Annotated in this window: 16 protein-coding genes, 1 tRNA gene and 1 riboswitch; of the genes, 7 read left to right on the forward strand and 10 right to left on the reverse strand. The window is 66.9% G+C overall.

All coding sequences use genetic code 11. The annotated features are described in order from the left end of the window. Positions 1-2 precede the first annotated feature (2 nt). Entirely contained in the window at positions 3-629 is a 627-nt protein-coding gene (locus tag AC5RUO_RS13860) for a hypothetical protein (protein WP_494010765.1), read from the forward strand. Here AC5RUO_RS13860 and AC5RUO_RS13865 read toward each other — a convergent pair. The 3 genes from AC5RUO_RS13865 to AC5RUO_RS13875 all read right to left on the reverse strand — a co-directional run bounded on the left by AC5RUO_RS13865 (position 527) and on the right by AC5RUO_RS13875 (position 3,018). Beyond that, complete coding sequence (locus tag AC5RUO_RS13865; RefSeq protein ID WP_494010766.1) at positions 527-1,525, reverse strand: EamA family transporter; 999 nt, start codon at positions 1,523-1,525, stop codon at positions 527-529. The genes AC5RUO_RS13860 and AC5RUO_RS13865 overlap by 103 nt on opposite strands. Positions 1,526-1,563: 38 nt before the next feature. Next, entirely contained in the window at positions 1,564-2,091 is a 528-nt protein-coding gene (locus tag AC5RUO_RS13870; RefSeq protein ID WP_494010767.1) for a SixA phosphatase family protein, read from the reverse strand. 63 nt (positions 2,092-2,154) lie between these two features. Next, positions 2,155-3,018 (reverse strand): winged helix-turn-helix domain-containing protein, encoded by an 864-nt coding sequence (locus AC5RUO_RS13875; RefSeq protein ID WP_494010768.1) that lies wholly within the window; start codon positions 3,016-3,018, stop codon positions 2,155-2,157. A gap of 1,031 nt (positions 3,019-4,049) precedes the next feature. Then, positions 4,050-4,209, forward strand: a riboswitch (cyclic di-AMP (ydaO/yuaA leader). A gap of 5 nt (positions 4,210-4,214) precedes the next feature. Here AC5RUO_RS13875 and AC5RUO_RS13880 point away from each other — a divergent pair. Further along, positions 4,215-4,949, forward strand: coding sequence for an aggregation-promoting factor C-terminal-like domain-containing protein (locus AC5RUO_RS13880; RefSeq protein WP_494010769.1), 735 nt, complete (start codon positions 4,215-4,217; stop codon positions 4,947-4,949). 62 nt (positions 4,950-5,011) lie between these two features. Here the strand turns inward: AC5RUO_RS13880 and AC5RUO_RS13885 are convergent, their stop codons facing one another. The 3 genes from AC5RUO_RS13885 to AC5RUO_RS13895 are packed head-to-tail and all read right to left on the reverse strand — an operon-like array spanning position 5,012 to position 6,883. Further along, entirely contained in the window at positions 5,012-5,386 is a 375-nt protein-coding gene (locus AC5RUO_RS13885) for a glyoxalase superfamily protein (RefSeq protein ID WP_494010770.1), read from the reverse strand. Positions 5,387-5,431: 45 nt separating this feature from the next. Further along, positions 5,432-6,067, reverse strand: coding sequence for a uracil phosphoribosyltransferase (gene upp, locus AC5RUO_RS13890; protein WP_494010771.1), 636 nt, complete (start codon positions 6,065-6,067; stop codon positions 5,432-5,434). A 12-nt stretch (positions 6,068-6,079) separates the two neighbouring features. After that, positions 6,080-6,883 carry a phosphatase PAP2 family protein gene (locus AC5RUO_RS13895; protein ID WP_494010772.1) on the reverse strand — a complete coding sequence of 268 codons (804 nt, stop codon included), beginning with the start codon at positions 6,881-6,883 and terminating at the stop codon, positions 6,080-6,082. A 61-nt stretch (positions 6,884-6,944) separates the two neighbouring features. Between AC5RUO_RS13895 and tadA the strand changes: the two genes are divergently transcribed. Beyond that, complete coding sequence (tadA, locus tag AC5RUO_RS13900; RefSeq protein WP_494052039.1) at positions 6,945-7,448, forward strand: tRNA adenosine(34) deaminase TadA; 504 nt, start codon at positions 6,945-6,947, stop codon at positions 7,446-7,448. A 9-nt stretch (positions 7,449-7,457) separates the two neighbouring features. On the opposite strand, the gene AC5RUO_RS13905 is transcribed toward tadA, so the two are convergent. From AC5RUO_RS13905 to AC5RUO_RS13920, 4 genes are all read right to left on the reverse strand, one after another. Beyond that, complete coding sequence (locus AC5RUO_RS13905) at positions 7,458-8,552, reverse strand: glycosyltransferase family 4 protein (protein ID WP_494103825.1); 1,095 nt, start codon at positions 8,550-8,552, stop codon at positions 7,458-7,460. Between the two features lie 4 nt (positions 8,553-8,556). Continuing rightward, entirely contained in the window at positions 8,557-8,952 is a 396-nt protein-coding gene (locus tag AC5RUO_RS13910; protein WP_494103826.1) for a 6-pyruvoyl trahydropterin synthase family protein, read from the reverse strand. Between the two features lie 3 nt (positions 8,953-8,955). Then, complete coding sequence (locus AC5RUO_RS13915) at positions 8,956-9,999, reverse strand: zinc-dependent alcohol dehydrogenase (RefSeq protein ID WP_494010776.1); 1,044 nt, start codon at positions 9,997-9,999, stop codon at positions 8,956-8,958. A gap of 118 nt (positions 10,000-10,117) precedes the next feature. After that, on the reverse strand, positions 10,118-11,887 hold the full coding sequence (locus tag AC5RUO_RS13920; RefSeq protein ID WP_494103827.1) for an HNH endonuclease signature motif containing protein: 1,770 nt from the start codon (positions 11,885-11,887) through the stop codon (positions 10,118-10,120). Between the two features lie 163 nt (positions 11,888-12,050). Between AC5RUO_RS13920 and AC5RUO_RS13925 the strand changes: the two genes are divergently transcribed. From AC5RUO_RS13925 to AC5RUO_RS13940, 4 genes are all read left to right on the forward strand, one after another. After that, positions 12,051-12,140 (forward strand) — tRNA-Ser (locus AC5RUO_RS13925). Between the two features lie 234 nt (positions 12,141-12,374). Continuing rightward, positions 12,375-12,809, forward strand: a complete 435-nt coding sequence (locus AC5RUO_RS13930) for a hypothetical protein (protein WP_494103828.1) — start codon at positions 12,375-12,377, stop codon at positions 12,807-12,809. Positions 12,810-13,117: 308 nt separating this feature from the next. Further along, entirely contained in the window at positions 13,118-13,876 is a 759-nt protein-coding gene (locus AC5RUO_RS13935; RefSeq protein WP_494103829.1) for a LamB/YcsF family protein, read from the forward strand. After that, the gene (locus AC5RUO_RS13940) at positions 13,873-15,549 is read left to right on the forward strand and encodes a 5-oxoprolinase subunit B/C family protein (protein ID WP_494103830.1); all 1,677 of its coding nucleotides are present in this window, start codon (positions 13,873-13,875) and stop codon (positions 15,547-15,549) included. Before AC5RUO_RS13935 ends, AC5RUO_RS13940 begins: the two co-directional genes overlap by 4 nt. Positions 15,550-15,552 lie beyond the last annotated feature (3 nt).

The following is a 15,552-nucleotide window of genomic DNA, read 5'->3' on the forward strand; positions in this document are numbered from 1 at the left end:
ACATGGGGAAAAGCGGAAAGTTCGCGGTCATCGCCGGCATCGTTGCCGCGTTGCTGCTCGTGCTCACGGGGATGACCCTCGCCGAGCCGGTGTTCGTCGCGTTCCTTGGCGTGCTTGCCCTTGCGTATCTGTCCGCCGTCGGCGAGGTCCTGGTGCGGGGCCGCCGGCTGGTATTGCTGTGCGTCGGGGCCGGCACCAGCCTCACTGTCGGCCTTGTCCTGGCGTTCCTGAGCACGTGGGAGCTGGCGTTTGACGGCCAGTCCACGTTCCTGGGCACGCCGGTGCCCACCAATGATCCAGACAACTACTTCTTCGGCGCCGGGGTGTCCTTTGTGGCAACGTTCCTGGTCCTGTTCATTGGTGCCGCCTGGCCTGCCGGCAGAAGGGTGGCGCCTGCCCGGCGGCCCGCTGCGAAGCGGCGGCCTGCCGCTGCTTCCCGCCCGGCGGCCACCAAGGGCGCTGCATCCAGAGGCGCCGGACCTAAAATCGCGGCAGCAAAGGGCGGCGCGGCAAGAAGCGGCACGGCTCAGCGCGGCTCCGGATCGCGGACCACGTCGCGCGTACCCCCGACAGCCAAGCGGCCGTCGTCGTCCGCGGATCCAGCCCGCAGGCCTGCGCCCAAGCCCTGAGCCGGTTCCACCCCGCGGCACTGACGCCACCCGCCCAGGGTCAGCACCGCCGTCGCCACCCCGCACAGGAGCAGCAGGCCGCCGGCCAGCTCGGTGGGCGTCGGCACCTCCCCCAGCACAAGCCATGCGGCGGTCATCCCCACCACGGGGACCAGCAACGTAAACGGCACAACGGCCGACGACGGGTGGCTGGCCAGGAGCCGGTTCCAGATGCCGTAGCCCACCAGTGAGGCAAAGACGGCGGTATAGAGCGCGGTGAGGATGGTGGGCGCCTGGAGGGTGGCGAGCGTGGCGAGTACCGCGTCCGGGCCGTCCACGAGGAGCGAGAGCGCGGTGAGGGGTAACGGGACCACGGCGCCGGACCAGACCACCAGTCCCAGCCCGGAGGCTGCCTTCGCTTTCCGGGCGATGACGTTTCCCGCCGCCCAGGACAGGGCCGCAGCTAGCACGATCAGGAACGGCAGCAGGGGTGCAACGGCACTCCGGCCCGCGGCAACCACGGCGAGGCCCACCACGCCCAGGACGACGCCGGCCAGCTGCCTGCGGTTCGGCCGCTCACCAAGGAACGCGGCGGCGAGGAGGACGGTCAGCAGTACCTGGGCCTGCAAGACCAGGGAAGCCAGGCCGGCCGGCATCCCCAGCGCCATGGACAGGTAGAGGAGGCCGAACTGGCCCGCACTCATGAAGAGCCCGACGCCGATGATCGCCGTCCAGCTGACGTCCGGCTTCCTGATGAAGAAGATCCACGGCAGGACCACCAAAACGAAGCGCATGGCCACGAACAGGAGCGGGGGCACCTCCACGCCGCCCGGGTGCAGGCCGATGTCGATTGCCACGAAGTTCAGGCCCCACAGCACGGCCACCAGCACTGCAAGCAGGGAGTCCCGGAGATTCACGCTCCCTACTCTGCCAGAACCACCCGCCGGAACCGGGGCTAATGGGCGCGGGGCACCTTGAACTTGGTGATCCTGGCATCCTGCCCGTCCAGCTCCGCCCAGGGCTTTTCCGTCTCCAGTACGGTGAGTGCGCTGGTGGGGAAACGGGTGGCCGCGTCCATATAGGCGTCGTGGTCGGAATCGCGGGAGGCGAGGTGCATGGCCAGGTCCTGCACGCCCGGCAGGTGGGAAATCAGCATGAGCGTTGTCACGGTATCCGGCACGTGGTTGATGACAGAGAGCATGCGGAGGGCGGAGGCGGCATACAGGCCGTCCTCCAGCTTCGGCGTGGGTGCCTTGTCCCCCAGTTCCGAGCACACCCAGGTGCAGGTCTGGCGCGTGCGCAGGGCGCTGGAGCAGAGGATGAAGTCCGGGACGATGTTGTGCTTGAGCAGCCAGCGCCCGGCCAGCGGCGCCTCCCGGTGGCCGCGCTCCTCCAGCGGCCGCTCGTGGTCGGGCACACCGCCGGGCCAGTCCGCCTTGGCATGGCGCATGATCACAAGGCGGCGAAGATGGTGCTCACTCATGCCCCAAGCTTAACGAACAAGCACCCGCCCCAAACGGGACGGGTGCTGGTTGGAAGACCTGGGTCAGATCGAGTATTCAGGAGCGGCCCAGACCACTACTTCCGGGTGCTCGTAGAAGCGGTAGCCCTGTCCGCGGACGGTGCGGACCGTGTTGGCGAGGCGGCCCAGCTTGGAGCGGAGGCGGCGGATGTGGACGTCGATGGTGCGCTCGTTGGGCACTTCCTCGGCGTTCCGCCACAGGCCTTCGAGCAGTTCGTCGCGGCCCACGGTGCGGGTGCCGTTCTCCACCAGGTAGTTGAGGAGCTCGAACTCCTTGAACGTCAGGTTGAGCGATTCGCCGTCGAGGTGGACTTCGCGGCGGGCAAGGTCGATCAGCACGCCGGACGGGCGCGGCTCCTGCGGCTGCTGCGGACGGGGCGTCTCGGAGCGCTGGCGGGAGTTCACGGTGGGGTCGCCGAAGGTGGAACGGACGACGTCGAGCGCGGAACCGGGGGTGCCGGCCGGGGCAACGGCAACGGCTGCGTAGCTTTCGGCGCCGGTTACCAGGGACTGGGCGTAGGCGCGGATTTCCTGCGCAAGCTTGGCGATGGAGGTGCCGGCAGCTGCAGCGGTTTCCTCGTCGATGCCCATGTACAGGACGAACCCGCGGGCAACATTGTCATTGGCCACCGGGCGGACGGCGTTGGGTCCTGCCACCACGGGCGTGGGTGCCGTTACGGGAGCGGAGTCAGCCGTGGGAACGGCGCGGAGCTGCCCGTAGGAGTTGGGGTTGTAGCCCTGCGGCGCGTAGCCCTGGGCGGGAAAGCTGCTTCCGGAAGACGGCGAAATTGACGGGCGCGGGCCAAATCCGGGGCGGAGGCCGGAGGGCTGGCCTGCCTTGGCGGCGTTACGGACAGAGATGTGGACGTATCCGGATGCAACAGACATGGGATTGCTTACCTCAATGTGAATGGCCGCCATCGCGGCTCGAATGCTGGGTTTCCCCGCAATGCGAACTGGGGAGGGGCGCCCGACGCTGGGCTGGGGGGCGAATGCCTAAGAACTTCGATGGGTGGAGAAGGTCAGGCGTGCATTCGACAACAGCGCATGTCGGCAGCAGCTGATGTGCTGGGCCAATATTCTGCGGCTGCAGGTGCTGTTGAGTTCTTGTTCACATTGGAAGTGTGCAGCGTAACAATGGCAACTTGCAAGTAACAATGGATCGAATCGTCCGCATTGTGAGACGAAATGCTCTATTGTGGCGCAGATCACGATTCTGGCGGAAGCCAAAGAATAACATTCGTTATCCGATTTGCCGCCACGAATAGGGCTGTTGGCAGAATATTCTTCGCGAAAGGCGACTCCGCGAAGTTTTTTATTCAAGTGAGTGCGAATTGCCAAAATCGCCCCCTACTGCCCCGGCGCGTGTCCAGCGGCGCGCGGAGCAGGGAAGAAATTTTCCCGCAAGCCCGCGTTTATCGTCCCGCAGGCCCAGGATCAACTCCGCTCCCTGCACCTGGCCCACGCGTCCGGGCCGAATACCTCCCGGCCGCGAGCGCCGTATGTACGGTCGACTGGACTGTGACCACTGGATGCGATGCTCCCAAGTTCGACGGCTTGAACTGCCGCGCAGGCTCCGCCCGTCCACACCGGAGGTCCAGGCGCTGTTACTCATCGCGATGGACGCCGCCCAGGACCGCCCCGTTTGGGTGAAGAGGCCAGGCCTCGGCCGCGGAGGGAACCAGCGGACGGGACTTTTCCAACGCAATGAATAGCCAGGCCCACGAAGGGAAGGTCACGGCCGCATCACAGCCGGGCCAGACGCATGGCCCTCCACCTGCACTTGTGCGCCGACTGGCACAAGTCGACGCGCCGTCATCGTGATGTCCGTTACCTAAATGTGACTTAAGCGCTGAACTCCTGTAGCGTCGATTGGGTACGGTTCCCGTTCGGGCCGTATATCCGGATGACGCCAAGCTCTGCCACTTCCCGGATTCCGCTTGATCGAAGGCAGAGGCGGGGGACCCACCGTCCCGGGCATTGATTTGCCCTTGGGGTTAAGCCAGCACGTGATATTTCCGTGCGGCCGGATGCCCTCATCCGAACCCGACAGCTAACTCCGCAGGTGTGAGAGGCGATTCATCATGTTTACATTCCCGGCTAAACCGCGCCCGAAACAGGGTTCCGACAGCGATTTCCAGCGTCCGGAAGGCAAGAAGTTCACCCTCGGCAAGCGTGCCGCGGTCCTCGTAACGTCCGGTGCGCTGCTGGTAGGCCTCGGCGCCGCCGGCCAGGCGACGAATGCTTTTATTCCCGCGGCGTCCACCACAAGCACCACGGCGGCGGACTCCGATTCGCAGATGAGCATCGAGAAGAGCGAGATCCGGTCCAACCCGGCCGAGTCTCCCGCCCCCGCCGAAATCAACGTTGTTCCCCAGGCCGCCGAGCCGGCCCCCGCACCCGCGCCGGAGCCCGTCCCCGCGGCTGAGCCTGCTCCGGCACCCGAGCCCGCACCCGCACCGGAGCCCGCTCCGGCACCTGCACCCGAGCCGGCTCCCGTCGTCGCGGTCAATGACCCGGCAGGCGCGCAGGCCTACGCCGCCGGCCAGCTTGGTTCCTACGGCTGGGCCCAGGACCAGATGCAGTGCCTGGTGACGCTCTGGACCAAGGAATCCGACTGGACCACCACGGCCACCAACCCCAGCAGCGGTGCCTACGGCATCGTCCAGTCCCTGCCCGCCGAGAAGATGGCCAGCGCCGGTGCGGACTACCTCACCAACTACCGCACACAGATCAACTGGGGCCTGAACTACATCAAGGAGCGCTACCAGTCCCCCTGTGGCGCGCTGAACTTCCACTACGCCAACAACTGGTACTAAGCCGCTGCTGAATTTCCCCGGCCCTTCCGCTGTCCGTGCGTGAGGGCCGGGGATTTTTGGGCTTAAGAATCCCGTCCCGGGATGTACTGCACTGCCCACCTGTTGCCGTCCGGATCGGCGAAGTAGACGAAGTGGCCCCAGCCCTGCACGTCCACGTCGCTGACGTCCACGCCGTTCTCCTTGAGGTGGCGGTGCGCGGCTTCGATGTCGTTGACCACCAGCTGGAGGTTGGAACCGGTCCCCGGAGGGGCGTCCGTAAGTCCTTCACCAATGCAGATGGAGCAGGCCGAGCCCGGCGGAGTCAGCTGGACGAAGCGGATGGAGTCGGTGGGGCGCTGGTCGAAATCGGCGTTGAAGCCAACCTTGTTGACGTAAAAATCCTTGGCACGGTCCACATCGGACACAGGGACAAACACGAGTTCAAGTTTCCAGTCCATGGGCACAGGCTACGGCTGAGCCCATGGTCTTGGAAGGCTTGAACCTCAGCCGGCGATGCCGTACAGGCGGTCGCCCGCGTCCCCGAGCCCGGGAACAATGTAGGACTTGTCGTTCAACTTCTCGTCGATGGATGCCAGGACAATCGTCACGTTGGCGTCCGCGAGTTCCTCTTCCAGCTTGGCGAGGCCCTCAGGTGCGGCCAGCAGGCAGATGCAGGTGACGTCCGAGGCGCCGCGCTTGAACAAGAACTTGATAGCCTCGCGCAGGGTTCCGCCGGTGGCGAGCATGGGGTCCAGGACGAAGATCTGGCGGTCGGTGAGGTCTTCGGGAAGCCGTTCGGCGTAGGTGATGATGTCCAGGGTTTCTTCATCCCGGGCCATGCCGAGGAACCCCACTTCGGCGGTGGGGACGAGCTTGGTCATGCCCTCGAGCATGCCCAGGCCGGCGCGCAGGATGGGTACCACCAGCGGGGTGGGCTTGGTGAATGCGGTTCCCACGGTACTGCTGACGGGCGTTTCAATGGTGACGGGTTCGGTGCGGACTTCGCGGGTCGCCTCGTAGGCGAGGAGGGTCACCAGCTCTTCGGTCAACTGCCGGAACACCGGGGACGGGGTGTTTTTGTCCCTCAGGACGGTGAGCTTATGGGCGACGAGCGGGTGGTCCACAACGAGAGTTCGCATGCGTCAAAACTATCACCCGGCGTTGTCCTTCCCGTGCCCGCCGGGGCCGTCGTGATGCAGGGCATCAACCACCACATCCCGCACCACTGGATGCTCGAAATCGGGTGCCGGGCCCACGTGCTCCCGCCGCCTGATCATGTGGAACAGCCGGTGGGCAAGTATGACCATCAGCACCCACGCGAGGCCCAGCAGCCAGCCGGCCATCACGTCCGTGAGCCAGTGGTGCCCCAGGTATACCCGGCTCAATCCCATCGCGATGATGAAGATCACGCCCGTTGTGATGGCGGTGATGCGGACCCACAGCTTGAAGAAGTGCAGGCACAGGATATAGAGCAGCACGCCGATCACCACGGTGGTGTTCAGGGTATGGCCACTTGGAAAGGACGGCGTGGTTTCATACGGTGGCACGGCCTCCGTATGTTCGGGACGGGTCCGGCCCACCAGGCGCTTGCCGATCGTGGTTGCCGTGGTGGACACCGCGGCTGCACCGCCAACCAGGATCAGCGGCCGCCAGGACCGGCTCAGGAACGTGAGCCAGGCGGTGAGGATGCTCGCGAGGATGGGCATCCCGACCCCGCCACCGATGTTTGTGAATGCGGTGACGAAGGCGTCCGTTTCGGGGTTCCGCAGTGACTGCGAATAGTCGAGTGCAGGAATATCGAGGCTGGCCAGGCCTTCCTCATCCACCACGTCCGAGTACACCTCGGCGCCCAGCAGCGCCATGGCAAGCACAAGGGTTCCACCGATGATCAGGGTCAGCCACAGGGCGGCATATGGTTTGAACCATCTGTCCACGCGGTCACGGACGGTGCTCATTTGTGCCTCCCGGGGCTGGTCGTCACGGGCTCAGGGTATCCTTCGAAACTATCATTGAGCCATGGTCTCCACTGGAAAACACGACACGTGGATGGGTCTTGCCCTTGCGGAGGCCCGCCGCGCCCTTGCAACAGAGGATGTGCCAATCGGCGCCGTGGTGCTGGGGCCCGACGGCGCGGTGCTGGGTTCCGGACGCAACCAGCGGGAGGAGCTTGGGGACCCCACGGCACACGCCGAGGTGGTGGCCATCCGCCAGGCAGCGGAGCGGCTGCGCGAGCTTGCGGCCCGCGACGGCGGGAAGGCCGACGGCTGGCGGTTGTCCGACTGCACGTTGGTGGTCACCCTTGAACCGTGCGCCATGTGTGCCGGCGCTATCGTCCTCGCCCGGATTCCCAGGGTTGTCTTCGGTGCCTGGGACGAGAAGGCGGGCGCCGCGGGATCGGTGTTCGACGTCCTCCGCGAGCGCCGGCTCAACCACTGGGTGGAGGTTTACTCCGGCGTGCGGGAAGCCGAATGCGCGGAACTGCTCCGTGATTTCTTCGCCGGACACCGCAGCCGTCTGTAGCGGGAAGTCCTACTCCGCCTCCTCGCCGGGCTGCAACGCCTCCAGGGCGATTCTTGCCGTCTGGTCCCACCCTGGCAGCCGGTCCCGGGCCGCCAGCGCGGCCGATCGCCATTCGTCCCTCGTTGCCTGGTCCCGCAGCCAGTGGCGCAGGACGCCGGCGAGCCTCGCGGGGTTCTCCCGGTCCCCCGGCACAAGCGGTACAGCCGCGCCGGGAAGCCTGGCGCCGCCGTCGTCGTTCAGCAACCGTGCCAGCCCGAGCGCTTCCTCTGCACCTGTCCCCTGCCGCACCACCACCGGGATTCCCCGTGCCAGTGACTCGGTGACCACCATGCCGAACGCCTCCACACGGGACACCAGCAGGCTCAGGTCCGCGGCCTCCCACGCATCTTCCAGGGCGTCGCCCAGGAGCTCGCCAGTGATCCTGAGCCGGTCGTCCAGCCCGCTGGCGGCGACGGCGGCCCGCACCTCCGCCGCGTAATCCGGGTCCGCCTGGTCAGACCCCACCATGGCTGCGCTCCACTCAAGATCCTTGATCAGGGCGAGGGCTTCCACGGTCAGCAACTGGTCCTTGTTGGGCAGGTGGGCCGCCACGACAATGAGGCGGGGCGGGCGCGAGCCGGATGCCACCGGTGCGGGATCGACGCCGGGGAGGGCGACGCGGATGCCGGCCAGCCCATGGCGCTCCTGCAGGATGGCCGCCGTGCTGGTGCTGGTGGAAATGATTCCGGAGGCTGCCCGCATGGCCCGCGCCTCACGTTCCACCGGGGCAGGATCCGCCGTCACATCAACTGTCATGTGTGCCAGGACCCAGGCTTGCCGCCCGGCCTTGGCTGCATACTCCAGTTCGTCCGGGACGCCGACGGCGACGAGCCCGTCCACGATATCCACAGCAGGCTCCTGCTTCGCCTCCGGACCCCAGGCGCCGATAATGCCGCCGAACCGGCGCCGGTCCTTGGCCGAGGGTTCCGGCCAGGCGCCTTCAACGGGCACCACCTCGACGTCGGCCCCGAGCTCCGTCATCCCGCGGACCAGCTTGGCGTTGTACGCATTGCCTCCGGAGTGGTGGTGGATGTTGCCGGGAACCAGCAGGCGGATACGGCGCATGGTTCTAGGCTGTCAGGTCCAGCGAGTAGGTGGCCCAGGCGTCCGGGTTTTCGTGCAAGGTGACGTCGATGCCTTGCAGGTGCCGGCCGTCGTCGTGGTTTTCGATTTTTCCCGCGACTTCCTGCGCGATGTACTGCGCCAACGCCTCGGTGGTGCTGAGCCTGCCCGCAAAGGCAGGGTGCTCGTCGAGGTTGCGGTAGTTCAGTCCCGCCAGCACCTCCTCGATGAAGGTTCCGGCGGCGCCGATGTCCAGGACGATCGCGTCATCGTTCAACGAATGACGGCGGAAGGCAACCTCCGCGACGAAGGTTGCCCCGTGCAGGGCCTGCGCCGGGCCGAAGGCTTCGCGGGGGAGGCTGTGGGCGATCATGAAGTGGCGGCGGACTGTCAGGCTGAACATGCATTACCTCTGGTCTGTGGGATGGGTGGGGGCTGGCTGCTGCGGTTCTACGTTGTGTTGCGGGTACTCGATGACGTGGCACAGGGCGTCGATGGTGCCGTGGGCGAGGCCCTGCACCACCTCGGGCAGTTCCTGGAATGGCGACGACCCGGTGAGGAACGCATCGAACACCGGATCTTTCAGGAGGGACACCGCAAGCTCCAGGCGGTCCGCGTTGGTGCGCCGGTGGCGCCGGGCGCGGGCCACGACGCCCACCTGGCTGGCCCTGATGGACAGGCGCCTCGCGTGGAAGTCTTCGCCGAGCGGCAGGGTGACCTCGCGGTTGGCGTACCAGGACATCTCGATGACGTCCCCCTCATCGCCGGCCAGCTGCAGGCTTCTTTCCAGGCCTTCCTGTGAGGCGGAACAGTGGAAGACGATGTCGCAGTCGGCCAGCGCGTCATCCGGGTGGGCGAAGTCGACGCCCAGCGCGTCCGCCAGGTTTCTCCGGCCTGGGTCCAGGTCAACCAGTTGGATGCGGGACAGCGGGAAGGTACGCAGGAGGGTGGCCACCATGCCGCCAACCAGCCCTGCGCCGACCACCGCCACCCGGTCCCCCAGCCGCGGTCCGGCCTCCCACAGCGCGTTGACAGCAGTCTCCACGGTTCCCGTGAGGACTGCGCGCCGGGTGGGCACGTCATCCGGGATCCGGGTCAGCTCCGAGACCGGCACCACGTAACGGTCCTGGTGGGGGTTGAGGCAGAAGACCCGCTGGCCCTTCCATTCCTCCGGCCCCTCCTCCACCACGCCCACTGACAGATAGCCGTACTTCACGGGCCCCGGGAACTGCCCCTCCTGGTGGGGTGCCCGCATCTCCTGGGCCACCCTTGGCGGGACAGCGCCCCGGTGGACCACCATCTCCGTGCCTTTGCTGATGCCGGAGTAGAGGGCACGCACCAGGGCTTCGCCGGGAGCCCGAGCCGGGAGCTCCTCAGGCAGCAGCTCGCCGTGTTCCCGGGCGGTGGTCCAGTAGGCAGTGGCGTGGACAGAATCATGCGCATTAGTCATCTTGCTGATGAATCTAGCCGGACAGCCGCGGGCGGGGAAAGTCCGACGCCGGGTGGGGGCGATGTGCGACTGTCCAGGCGCGCGGTGGTACAGCGGGCGGGGCACGCCAGATGTGTTGTCAGCCGGACAGATACTCGACAACCGCATCCTCAAGGAGACTTCGTTTCCTTGGGAGGACTCCCGGTGGAAGAATTTCGGGCGGCAGGATACCCGCGGGCCATTGTGGTGGGTCCCAGTCGGGCTGTTCGCTGGGGTAGTAGCGGCCGGTGGGTGAGGTCCACCCGGGTGGACCGTTATTGGTTGCTTCTGTGGGTGTCCAGCCGCTGGTGTGCTTGAGCCGGTGGTGTTTTGGGCAGAGTTGTGCCAGGTTGCTGATGCCGGTTGTTCCGCCGTGTTGCCAGGCGGTGAGGTGGTCGGCTTCGTTGTCCAGGGAGTTGTTGTTGCAGCCGGGGAAGGTGCATTTGCCGTCCCGGAGGGTCAGGGCTTGTCGCATTGCTTTCGTGATCCGGTAGCTGGTGCGGCCGATTTCGAGGGGTGCACCGTCGCGCGGGTCAACGAGGACGCGGGTGAAGGAGTCGGCGCCGTCGGCGAGGAGTTTGCGGGCCATCGACGCCGGGATCGGGCCGTACCCGTCCAGGATGGCTGGTTCGTCCGTTTGGCCGAACAGGGCGAGCACGGGGACGGTGACGATGACGTCCGCCCGCGGGGTCGGAATCTTCCCGCCCTCCGGATCGCCGGGAAACACGCTGGTTGCGGGATCCCCAAGGCTGCTGTCTCCGTGGCCGCCGGCGCTGCTCGCCTCCAGGGACGCCGCTGCCAGGGCGTCGGGGATGCCGAGGTCCGCAGCGGGCTCGTCGGACCCATCGAGCGCGGCAAGCCCGATGAACCCTTCGGGGAGTTGTTGGACGCCTTCACCGTGGTCATGGGAGGCCCGCCCGGGGGTACGGACGCCGGTGCGGCAGGCGCCCGCGCCGTTGCTATCCGGGGTCCTGTCGTCCGCCCCGCTGGCCCCCGCGGGGCGGCCATCCGCCGTGGCGGTGGTGCCGGTGCTTAGGAGGCGGCGGGTGAACTCGTCAGCTCTGATCTGAGTAAGGGTTCGGGTTTCGTTGGGGCCTTGCAGGCCGCGGGCGATGGCCGTGGTTTTGTTCCAGGCCGCCAACGCGGAGTCGGCCGGGAGGTAGGCCGAGATCCAGGCCATGCCGTCCCGGTCAGGGGTGAATTCGACCCGCCTGTCCGCAACACCCTTGGCGTGCCGTTTTTCGATCGACTCCGGATGATGCCGCTCCCGCCAGGCCCGCACCTTCGACCTCAACCGTGAAGGAACCAGCTGCCCAGCCGGACAGCCCCGCGCAGGATTCGGCGCATCCGGGTCCAGGAAGTGGTCCGCCAGCACCACAGCGCTGGCATGGTCCAGGTTCTCGGTTTCGTCGGCGATGATCCTGGCGTGCTGCCACGACAACGCCCCGGCTGACAGATTGCCGTAGACCGAGGGGAGGGAGCATACCCGCCGCGACTGCGCCAAAAACGCGGCGGCGGCACCAGAGGAGATGGTGAGAACCCCGGCGATCTCCTCCACCGTGGAGACTTCACTGAAGGTCCGCTCCCGCACCCGTGCGTCCGGTGGGAGCATGGCCTCTTGCAGGTCGAAGGCCTCGGCCGAGTCCCGGGCTTTCAGTGCAGCGTTCTGGGCTTCCAGCGCCGACTCCAGCTCCAGTCGCGCCAACCGAAGCCGATACAACCGCCCCATGACATCCACCACGGATCCGTCGGCATCCCCGTCTGCGGCCGTAGCCTCCAGTTCCTCTTCTTCGAGGAACAGCGCCTCGAGGGCAGCCATGCTGGAACGAATGCCCTCCATCGCTGACGCCGTGCGCGTGCCGATTCCCATAAGGACATCCTCCAATGGGGGTATGACATTTTGGCAGGCACCGCTGCACGGTTGGCCACCTCTGCCAGCTGCCCTCGAAGGTCGCGGTGGCAGAGAGCCCTACCACCGGGGATCGTCGCCCGTTTTGGGGATGTGCGCCCCGCTCCGGTACCCTATTTAGGTTGGTGACGTGTCCGAGCGGCCGAAGGTGCAACACTCGAAATGTTGTTTGGTGTAAAAGCCAACGTGGGTTCAAATCCCACCGTCACCGCCAGGTAGAGAGGCCCCGGTTTCCTAATTGGAACCGGGGCCTTCCGCTTTTAAGGATGGCGTACGCTATCAAAGCACTGGCGCCAACGTCCCCCGGCAAGGGCGTGTACTCTTCAAGAAAAACCTAGCCTTGGGGGAAGGCTTGATTACTCATTCTCACGAGCAGCGCCGGGTGCCGCTGACCCTTTTCTGGAGACTCGTCCTAGCGCTGTCAGCCGTTGTCGGCACAGGTACGTGCGTGGCCTTGGGCCTGCTCTACGCGCACTTTTTCATCGTGCAGGCAGGGACAATGACGGTGCTGGAACGGCCGGCCACGGAACGCGACGTGCTGGACATCAACGCAGTGGCGGGCGGGGAAGCAGAAGTCGCAAGCGCGCGGTTTCTGGCTATTTACGAATACACGGATTACTACGCCACTCGGGGCGCGTCCGCGGACGACGTCTGTCTGGTCGGCCAGGCGATCACGACGGGAGACTACTGGGAGCTCTGCGAGACCATGGCCGACAGCCGCGAGGTTATCGGATTCGTTGCGGGGCCGGACGGCAGGAACGTTGCCCTCGTCCCAGACCAGTTTGACCACGGGCAACTGGAGGCCGACGGATGGGTCACTCTTCACCAGAACCTGTTGGTCCAACCTCTGGCGCCATGCAAGGCGCCGATGGTCTGCAGGTGAGGAAAGACCCGCTTCCACTCCAATGGAAAGCAAGGTCTTTCCTTAAAAAAGGCGATACGACGGACGGCCAACTAAAGCCGGGTGTCGAAGGACCCGCAGAACACGTTGTGGTTGAACGTCCCCTGGAACTCCTGTTTTGCCGTGAATCTTTTCGACGGCTGCCCGGATGGCCTCCCGTGAACCGGCGTGGGCGTGTATCGCCGTCCGACCATGGGCACGCGAATCGACAAAATCCATCCCAAGATTGTTGAACAATCCTTGATTCTCGTGCATCCTAGAGAGACCACTTCAACGAGACGAGAATCACTATGGCCTTCATTGACCTCAACAGCGACGTCGGGGAATCCTTCGGTAACTGGACCATGGGCGATGACGCAGCAATCTTCCGCTCGGTCTCCAGCGCCAACGTCGCCTGCGGCTTCCACGCCGGGGACCCGTCCACCATCGCCAGCACCTGCCGGGATGCCGTCGCGGCCGGCGTCGTCATCGGCGCGCACGTGGGCTACCGCGACCTTGCCGGCTTCGGCCGGCGATTCCTGGACTGCTCCGCCACGGAACTCGCGGATGACGTCCTCTACCAAATGGGTGCCCTCAGCGCACTGGCCACGGCCGCGGGCGGCCGCATCCAGTACGTCAAGCCGCACGGCGCCCTCTACAACACGATCGTCACGCATGAAACGCACGCCCAGGCCGTCGTGGATGCGGTCAAGGCCTTCGGCGGCGACCTGCCGCTGCTCCTGCTCCCCGGCTCCGTAGCCCTGGCCCGCTCCGAAGCCGCCGGGCTCCGGGGCGTGGCCGAAGCCTTCGCGGACCGCGCCTACAACCCTGACGGGACCCTGGTCTCCCGGCGCGAAGCCGACGCCGTCCTCCACGACGAGGACGCCATCGCCGCCAACATGGTCCGTCTGGCCACCGAGGGAACCATCATTGCCCGCGACGGATCCGCCATCAAGGCGGAAGCGGAGAGCATCTGCCTGCACGGCGATACCGCCGGCGCCGTTTCCATGGCCGCCGCCGTGCGGCGGGAACTGGAAGCAGCCGGCGTGGAAATCCGGAGCTTCGTGTGAGCTCCCTCCACATCCGCTGGGCAGGGCCCCGCGCCCTCCTTCTGGAACTCGACTCCCTGGAAACGGTCCTGGCCGTCCATGCCCGTTTGCAGGAGACGCCCTTGCCCGGACAGGTGGATGTCCTGGCTGCCGCGCGGACCGTCCTGGCGGTCTTCGATTCGCGCGCTTCGGCACAGGCGGCCCGTGCCGCCATCGGCACGCTGGACAGGGACCCGGCCGCTGTGAACGCCGCCGGTGCCGATCCCGTCCGGATCGAGGTTGTGTACGACGGCGACGACCTCGCCGAAGTGGGCAGGCTGACCGGGCTTGGTGCCGACGGCGTGGTCGCCGCGCACACCGGGCAGTTGTGGACGGCGGCGTTCGGCGGGTTCGCCCCCGGCTTCGCCTATCTGGTGGGCGAGCATGACGCGCTGAATGTTCCGCGGCGCAGTTCGCCGCGGACCGCCGTTCCCGCCGGTTCCGTGGCCCTCGCCGGTAATTTCTCCGCCGTGTACCCGCGGCGCTCCCCCGGCGGCTGGCAGCTGATCGGACGCACCACTGCCCGGATGTGGGACCTGGACCGGGAACAGCCTGCCTTGCTCCGGCCCGGCAGCACCGTCCGCTATGTCGCGGTGCGGGAAGTCGTGGAAGTCACCGAGCCCGCCGGGCAGCAGCTCACCCCAGCCGGCGTCCCCGCTGACGGTGCCCACGCCCTGGAGATCATCGCACCCGGCCCACAGTCCCTCATCCAGGACCTTGGCCGCCCCGGCTTCGGCGACCTCGGCGTCTCCACCTCCGGCGCTGCCGACGCCGCAAGCGCACGCCAGGCGAACCGGCTGGTGGGAAACCCGCCGGGTGACGCGGTGCTCGAAACCGTTTTGGGCGGGCTGTCCGTACGTGCCCGCGGCGAACTGACTGCAGCGCTCACCGGCGCCCCCGCAGACGCCAAGATCCGCTCAGGCAGCGGCAGCCGCCCGGCCCCGATGTACGCCCCCTTCCCGCTGCACGACGGTGAGAGCCTCCACCTCGGCATCCCGGAGGCAGGCCTGCGCAGCTACCTTGCCGTCCGCGGCGGAATCGACGTTCCCCCCGTGCTGGGCAGCCGGTCCACGGACCTGATGTCCGGGATCGGGCCTTCTCCGCTGGCCGCCGGAACCGTGCTGCCGGTCAGCCCGGCGGACCGGGGCCGCGTGGTGGGCCAGCCCGAACCGCCAACCCTGCATCCAGCCCTCCAGCAAGGCGGGACCGGCAACGCCACGGTGGTACTCCGCGTGACGCCGGGCCCCCGCGACGACTGGTTCACCCCGGAATCCCTCGCCGCCCTGACCGGGCAGGGCTGGACGGTCACCGCCGAGTCCAACCGAATCGGCGTGCGGCTGGCTACAACAGCTGGCGGGACACCGCTGGAACGCTCGCGGACGGAGGAACTGCCCAGCGAAGGCGTGGTGGCCGGCTCGCTCCAGGTGCCGCCGTCGGGCCTTCCCGTCCTCTTCCTTGCCGACCACCCCGTAACCGGTGGCTATCCCGTGATCGCCGTCGTCGTTCCCGAAGACCTGCCGGTGGCGGCGCAGCTCCCGCCCGGCACCACCATCCGGTTCCAGGCCGTGGATCCGGTGACCATGGAGCCGCTCCGGCCTTCGGCCCTGCAGCAGCCACAGCCCATCACCCCCACGCCTGCCACGAACAGCCTGTGAAAG

It is taken from the genome of Arthrobacter sp. Y3221087, from assembly GCF_059089905.1.

Excerpts from the sequence above, each read along its gene's own strand:
- AC5RUO_RS13860 (WP_494010765.1), top strand. The coding sequence starts at position 3 with ATGGGGAAAAGCGGAAAGTTCGCGGTCATCGCCGGCATCGTTGCCGCG.
- AC5RUO_RS13870 (WP_494010767.1), bottom strand. The coding sequence starts at position 2,091 with ATGAGTGAGCACCATCTTCGCCGCCTTGTGATCATGCGCCATGCCAAG.
- AC5RUO_RS13875 (WP_494010768.1), bottom strand. The coding sequence starts at position 3,018 with ATGTCTGTTGCATCCGGATACGTCCACATCTCTGTCCGTAACGCCGCC.
- AC5RUO_RS13880 (WP_494010769.1), top strand. The coding sequence starts at position 4,215 with ATGTTTACATTCCCGGCTAAACCGCGCCCGAAACAGGGTTCCGACAGC.
- AC5RUO_RS13885 (WP_494010770.1), bottom strand. The coding sequence starts at position 5,386 with ATGGACTGGAAACTTGAACTCGTGTTTGTCCCTGTGTCCGATGTGGAC.
- upp (WP_494010771.1), bottom strand. The coding sequence starts at position 6,067 with ATGCGAACTCTCGTTGTGGACCACCCGCTCGTCGCCCATAAGCTCACC.
- AC5RUO_RS13895 (WP_494010772.1), bottom strand. The coding sequence starts at position 6,883 with ATGAGCACCGTCCGTGACCGCGTGGACAGATGGTTCAAACCATATGCC.
- tadA (WP_494052039.1), top strand. The coding sequence starts at position 6,945 with ATGGTCTCCACTGGAAAACACGACACGTGGATGGGTCTTGCCCTTGCG.
- AC5RUO_RS13905 (WP_494103825.1), bottom strand. The coding sequence starts at position 8,552 with ATGCGCCGTATCCGCCTGCTGGTTCCCGGCAACATCCACCACCACTCC.
- AC5RUO_RS13910 (WP_494103826.1), bottom strand. The coding sequence starts at position 8,952 with ATGTTCAGCCTGACAGTCCGCCGCCACTTCATGATCGCCCACAGCCTC.
- AC5RUO_RS13915 (WP_494010776.1), bottom strand. The coding sequence starts at position 9,999 with ATGACTAATGCGCATGATTCTGTCCACGCCACTGCCTACTGGACCACC.
- AC5RUO_RS13920 (WP_494103827.1), bottom strand. The coding sequence starts at position 11,887 with ATGGGAATCGGCACGCGCACGGCGTCAGCGATGGAGGGCATTCGTTCC.
- AC5RUO_RS13935 (WP_494103829.1), top strand. The coding sequence starts at position 13,118 with ATGGCCTTCATTGACCTCAACAGCGACGTCGGGGAATCCTTCGGTAAC.